Below are 6,040 nucleotides of genomic sequence, written 5' to 3'. Positions count from 1 at the left end.
TGATGACCGACCGCCTGCGACGCAGCAAGGTGGTGTCGATCGAACCGATGGGTGATTTCGAGCCTTCGCACGTCTTGAGGGATGAGGTGACGCCCGAGCGCTGGAGCGGCGGGCGGCAATCGCTGCGGCGCCTGTCCGAAGCACTGGACCGGCTCCCCGCGCGCTGCCGCGAGGTCGTTTGGTTGCGGCGGGTGGAGGATCTCTCACAAAAGGACGTGGCCATGCGCCTTGGCATCAGCGAGAAAACCGTCGAGAAGCACATCGCCAAGGGCATGCGCCTGCTGGCGGACGCGCTGTTCTCCGGCGACGACGCAGATGCGTCAGCCTCCATCGAAGCGGCCGCCTTCGACGCGCAACGACGCCAGGATTGATGGTCATGCACGCAACCAGTGACAGCATCGAGCAATCGGCAGCCGAGTGGCTGGCGCGCCGTGATGGCTGCACGTGGACCGATGTCGATCAGTCCGTCCTGGATGAATGGCTGGCGCAACACACCGCGCATCGCGTCGCCTTCCTGCGCCTGCAGGCCGCATGGGACGCATCCGACCGCCTGCGCGTACTTGGAGCAGGCCGAAACGCGGATGGATCGCCTGCGTCGGCCCCACCTCATGCTTCGGACCGTCGCAGCCAGATGCTGAGTGCATTGCGACCGCAGGCACGCTGGCCACATGCCCGCCCTCGCGCCCCCCACTGGGGGCTGCGCCTCGCCACGGCCGCCGTGTTGGCCACTTGCGCCCTGTTCCTTGCCAGGCACTTGCCGCACCGTCTCCCACCCGCCGCTATCGTCTACACCTCGGTGCCGGGCGTGGTACGCACCTTGACCCTTGGCGATGGTTCGCGCGCCACCCTGTCCAGCGACAGCCGCATCGAAGTCACCCTCTCGGACCATGCCCGTGATGTACGGTTGAGCCGCGGCGAGGCGATCTTCGAGGTGGCCAAGGATCCCGGGCGGCCGTTTCGCGTAGCCGCCGATGGCTATCGCGCCATCGCCGTCGGCACGCGCTATGCGGTGCGCAAGGATGCCGCGGACCTGCGCGTCGTGGTGACCGAGGGCACGGTTCGGCTGGAATCCCCCGTCAGCACACCTTCCGGCAGCCCCTCGATCCTGCTCCCCGCCGGCAGCGTCGCCCTGGTGCGCCGTGGCAACGTCCTGGTGCGCAGTGTTCCGCTGGCGCAGGCCAGCGAAATGCTCACTTGGTCCAGCGGCATGCTGGCATTCCGCGACACCCCGTTGTCCGAAGTGGCCGCGGAATTCAACCGCTTCAACACGCGCAAGTTGGTGGTGGCCGATGCCGACGCCGCGGCGCTGCGGATCGGTGGCCGCTTCCGCTGGGACAACCAGGATGCCTTCGTGCGACTGCTCGAAGCCGGATTCCCGATCCGCGCCGACCGAGGCGTCGACCACATCACGCTTCGCTCGCGCTGATTCCAGGCACGACGGGGGATTTTCCTCCCACATTCGTCTTGCTCTCCTGACGGCCCACCACGCGTGCCAATAGGGGAATATCCGATATGCCTTCGATGCGTCCGTTCCGCCGCCTGCTGTTGGCCCTCGCCTGCTCCGCCGCACTCGCCGCGCAGGCGCAATCCAACACAGGGCTCGAGATTCCCGCAGGTGATCTGGCCACGGCACTGGCGACCTATGCCCAACAGACCGGAACCCAGTTGATCTATCGCGCTGACCAACTCAGGGGCGCACACAGCGACGGGCTGCATGGGCAAGCGGCCTCGCCGCAGGCGCTCGATGCATTGCTCAAGGGCAGCGGGTTCCGCGCCCAGCGTGATGCCTCCGGCGCAGTGCTGATCGTGCCGGCAGCAGGCCCACGGACTGCCCCCGCGCGTCCGGCGCCTGCGCCACAGGCCACCCAGCAGGCGCCGGACGAAAACGCACCCACCGTGCTCGAAGGCGTCCAGGTGACGGGCTCGCGGATCCCGCGCGCCCAGATCGAAGGCCCGGCGCCGATCACCACGGTGACCTCGGAGCAGATCCAGGCCGCCGGCTTCACCAGCGTGCCCGAGGTCCTGCGCTCGCTCAGCCAGAACAGTGGCGACGTGCAGGGCCAGCAGAACACCACCGGCGCGCAGTCCACCCCAGGCGCCCAGGCCGTGGACCTGCGCGGCATCGGCCCCAACCACACCCTGGTGCTGGTGAACGGTCGCCGGATCGCCGATTTCCCGCTGCCGCTGGGCGGCAAGAGCAACTTCACCGACATCGGCAACATCCCGCTGGGGATGATCGACCGGATCGAGATCCTGACCGGCAGCGCCTCGGCGGTCTACGGCTCGGACGCAATGGCCGGCGTGATCAACTTCATCCTCAAGCGCTCCGTTGACGGCACCACCATTGATTACCGCTACGGCGACACCCGCCATGGCGGCGGCGCCTCCCACGACCTGACCCTGACGACAGGATTCGAGCGCGACAACCTCACCGGCATCATCGGCATCGAACTGCAGGACAAGCGCCCGCTCTGGGGCTACCAGCGTGGCATCCAGGATTCCACCCTCGACGCGCCGACCGAACGCCGGCGTCTGCCACGCCTGATCGCACAGATCTACGATTGGGACGATGACATCAACATCGCGCCGGCCGACAACTGCGCGGCGATGGCCGCGCTCAACCAGAACACCACCGGGCTGGCCTTCGATCGCTACGGCGAACCGTATTGCGGCAGTGAACGCGCAATCGCCTACCGGACGATCCAAAACGAACGCAGGGGCGTGAATGTCTACGGTGCCTTCGAATACCGGTTCTCCGACACGCTGTCTTGGTTCGCCGACGTGCAGGCAGGCAGGCAAACGGTTCGCCTGCTGACCGGCACCAACAACAATGACGTGGCCAGCGACCACATGGGCTGGGAGTTCCATGACCCGAACTCCACCGACAATAACGACGCCGTGTTCTTCAACGCCAACACCGGCCACTACGAGTCATGGGCCCGCCAGTTCACCCCGGAGGAGGTGGGCGGCCTGCGCAACCGCATGAATACCACGGTCGAGCGAACCTTTGCCCTGACCACCGGATTCAAGGGCGTCATCGGCGACAACTGGGACTGGGAATTGGCCTACAACCACACCCAGTACAGCGCCAGCGTGAGCATGCCGCGCATCCGCGCCGAGGCGGCCAACACGTGGTTCCTCGGCCCACGCCTGGGGTATGACGCCGACGGCTACGCCATCTATGCCCCCAACCCGGCGAAGCTGTTCTCCCCGCTGACGCCGGCGGATTTTGCTGCGATCGGCGCGATGTCGGTGTTCCGCCCGACGGCAAAAAACGACAACCTCAGCTTCACGGTCAACACGCCTGTCCTGTTCACCCTGCCAGCCGGCGACGTCGGCTTTGCCGGCGTCATCGAATACGGCAGCCAGTCCTACCGCATCAACCCCGATCCACTGGCGCTGACCGATAGTGCGTACTACGGCCCGCGTTATGGCGACGGCCGCGGCAGCCGCACCCACTGGGACATTGCCGGCGAGCTGCGCCTGCCACTGCTGTCTACCCTGCAGGCCAGCCTGGCCGGGCGCTATGACCAATACAGCTACAGTGGCAACAACCCGGGCAAGTTCACCTACAGCCTGGGCCTGGAATGGCGGCCGATCAGCACCCTGCTGTTCCGCGGCTCCTACGGCACCGGTTTCCGCGCACCGGACATGCATTATCTGTTCGCGGGCAACGACTATTACCGCCGGACATCGACGGACTACTACCAGTGCCACATCGACGACCCGACCCTGAGTGATTTCGACTGCTGGGACGATGGCAGCTGGGACATCAGCACCCGCGACGTCTATTCCGGCAATCGCACCCTGCAAGTTGAAACCAGCCACTCGGCCACGGTCGGCTTCGTCTGGTCACCGAGCCCGAATTTCGATCTCGCCATCGATTACTACAGCATCCGCATCTCCAACCAGGTCCAGACCCAGGACCGAGACCTACTGCTGATCACCGAGGCCAACTGCCGCCTGGGCGTGACCGACACCGGAACGCCGGTGGACGCCACCTCACCCACTTGCCTCGATGCCATGGCCCGCGTCGTCCGCAACGGCGCCGGCGAGATCACCAGCGTGCTGTTCGGGCCGATCAACATCGCCCGCGAACAGACCTCCGGCATCGACCTGGCCGTCAACTATCGGCTGGAGACCGCCAGTGTTGGCACCTTCCGCTTCAGCGGCAACTTCAACTGGACCAGTCGCCACAACCGCGAACTGTTCCCGGGCGATCCGACCGAGGACATGTTGGATGTCACCTTTTCCGACGCCACCCTGCCCCGCACCAAGGGCAACGTGGGAGTGACCTGGGACAACGGACCTTGGGGTGCCAGTCTGTTCGGCAGCTACCTCGGCAAGGTCGCAAACTGGGCCAACGATGCCTGGACGCCATCGACCTGGCGTTTCAACGCCGGCGCCCGCTATGACATCAACGACCACCTGCGACTCGCCCTGTCGATCAACAACCTGTTCGACCAGATGCCGCCGAAGGACCCCACCTGGGCGAGCTACCCGTACTACAACACCTCGTGGTTCGACAGTTTCGGCCGCAGCTTCTCCCTGCAGCTGACCTACAAGATCGGCGGCCAGCCGCTGAACTGACCCGGAGTGTTCTTGCGCGCCACGGACGGCGCGTGGTCAGGACGACGGACTGTCCGGCTGCCTCACGTCGTGGTTGCGCCCCTTGTACGGCGCATACCAGCGCTGGATGCGGGCAATGTCGGCGTCCATGTCGTCGCTTAATTCGATCGGCGGTCCAAAACCAATCGTGCGGCTGGAATAGTCGAAGTAAGCCGGCACCACCGGCACACCGGCATGGTGGGCGATCTTCCAGAATCCCGGTTTCCACTGCGAGACTTTCTTGCGCGTGCCCTCTGGCGCGATGGCATACCAGATCGCAGGCTGTGCGCGTATTGCCGCCACCGCCTGCTCGATGATGCCATGCGGCGCATTCCGGTCGACCGGGATCACGCCCTGCCAGCGCAGCAACTGGGCAAGCAGCGGCACCTTGAACAGGCTGTGCTTGCCCAGCACCGACAGCTGGACGCCGAGTGCAACCTTGGCGGTGATGCCCCAGAAGCCGTCCCAGTTCGACGAATGCGGCGCGGCGATCAGCACCGCTTTCGGGAGGTCCGGGAATTCGCCAACCAGTCGCCAGCCGCCTACGCGCAAAAGGCTACGCGCCAGCCAGAGCGCAAAGGCGTTGCGCGGCATCCGCGGCACTGCCGGCGGCAGTGCCGGCACGCTGTCTTCCACTTGCGCCGTGCTCAATCCCAGCCCCGCCCGCTGCGGCCCTGCTTGATCGTCGCACGTCCGCGCTTTTCCCCCAAGCGGCGTTCCTTGGCGGCGCGCCCCGGCTTGGTGGCGATGCGCGGTTTCGGGACATGCATCCCATTTTCGATGAAGGCGGCCAGCCGCAAGCGTGCGTCTTCGCGGTTGCGCTCCTGAGTGCGAAAGCGCTGCGCGGAAATCACCAGCACCCCTTCGGCGGTCAAGCGGCGATCTCGCTTGGCAAGCAGGCGTTCGCGCACCGCCTCCGGCAGCGCGGGTGAGCCGGCCACGTCGAAACGCAGCTCAACCGCGGTCGCCACCTTGTTGACGTTCTGTCCACCCGGCCCCGACGCCCGCACGAAGCGTTCGATCAGTTCCGCGTCGTCGATGTCGATCCGGCCGATGCGCATGTCCGGATTGTAGGGTGGACTTCAATCGCTTGCCGCAACGCCGAACATTGCCAGCACCTTGGCAAATTCCGCATCGACCGGGGCGCACGCGTCGATGCGCGCGCCGGTCTGCGGGTGCGCGAAGGCCAGGCGACGCGCATGCAGCAACATGCGCTGGATGCCCAGCATGCGGAAGTTGCGGTTGTGGCGCCCATCGCCATGGCTGCTGTCACCGATCAGGTGGTGCGACAGGTGCTTGAGGTGGCGGCGGATCTGGCGAAAACGCCCGGTTTGCGGGCTGGCGCGCAGCCATGCGTAGCGCGAGGTTGGAAAGCCGGAACCGGGCATCGCCAACTCGCAGGTGGCGAGCCGTTCGAACGCGGTGATGGCGG

General features: G+C 66.1%; 5 protein-coding genes and 1 pseudogene. 3 read left to right on the top strand and 3 right to left on the bottom strand.

The window, feature by feature from the left end; all coding sequences use genetic code 11:
• The 3 genes from IT472_RS00180 to IT472_RS00170 all read left to right on the top strand — a co-directional run.
• Window positions 1-371 (top strand): sigma-70 family RNA polymerase sigma factor (locus tag IT472_RS00180; RefSeq protein ID WP_297176561.1); only part of this gene is annotated, 371 nt, incomplete at its 5' end.
• A gap of 5 nt (window positions 372-376) precedes the next feature.
• A complete protein-coding gene (locus IT472_RS00175) occupies window positions 377-1,426 on the top strand; it encodes a FecR domain-containing protein (protein ID WP_297176558.1) in 1,050 nt (349 codons plus the stop codon).
• A gap of 95 nt (window positions 1,427-1,521) precedes the next feature.
• Window positions 1,522-4,590, top strand: coding sequence for a TonB-dependent receptor (locus tag IT472_RS00170; protein WP_297176555.1), 3,069 nt, complete (start codon window positions 1,522-1,524; stop codon window positions 4,588-4,590).
• A 36-nt stretch (window positions 4,591-4,626) separates the two neighbouring features.
• Here the strand turns inward: IT472_RS00170 and IT472_RS00165 are convergent, their stop codons facing one another.
• From IT472_RS00165 to IT472_RS00155, 3 genes and pseudogenes are all read right to left on the bottom strand, one after another.
• Complete coding sequence (locus tag IT472_RS00165; RefSeq protein ID WP_297176563.1) at window positions 4,627-5,202, bottom strand: lysophospholipid acyltransferase family protein; 576 nt, start codon at window positions 5,200-5,202, stop codon at window positions 4,627-4,629.
• Between the two features lie 53 nt (window positions 5,203-5,255).
• Window positions 5,256-5,669, bottom strand: a complete 414-nt coding sequence (gene arfB, locus IT472_RS00160) for an alternative ribosome rescue aminoacyl-tRNA hydrolase ArfB (protein WP_297176552.1) — start codon at window positions 5,667-5,669, stop codon at window positions 5,256-5,258.
• A gap of 21 nt (window positions 5,670-5,690) precedes the next feature.
• Window positions 5,691-6,040, bottom strand: a pseudogene (locus IT472_RS00155) (pseudouridylate synthase); the annotation flags it as partial.

Origin of the sequence: Thermomonas sp. (assembly GCF_020850895.1) — a bacterium.
Taxonomy (GTDB): domain Bacteria; phylum Pseudomonadota; class Gammaproteobacteria; order Xanthomonadales; family Xanthomonadaceae; genus Thermomonas.
The sequence above is the reverse complement of the archived record's forward strand: the minus strand, read 5'-3'. Positions and strand labels throughout refer to the sequence as shown.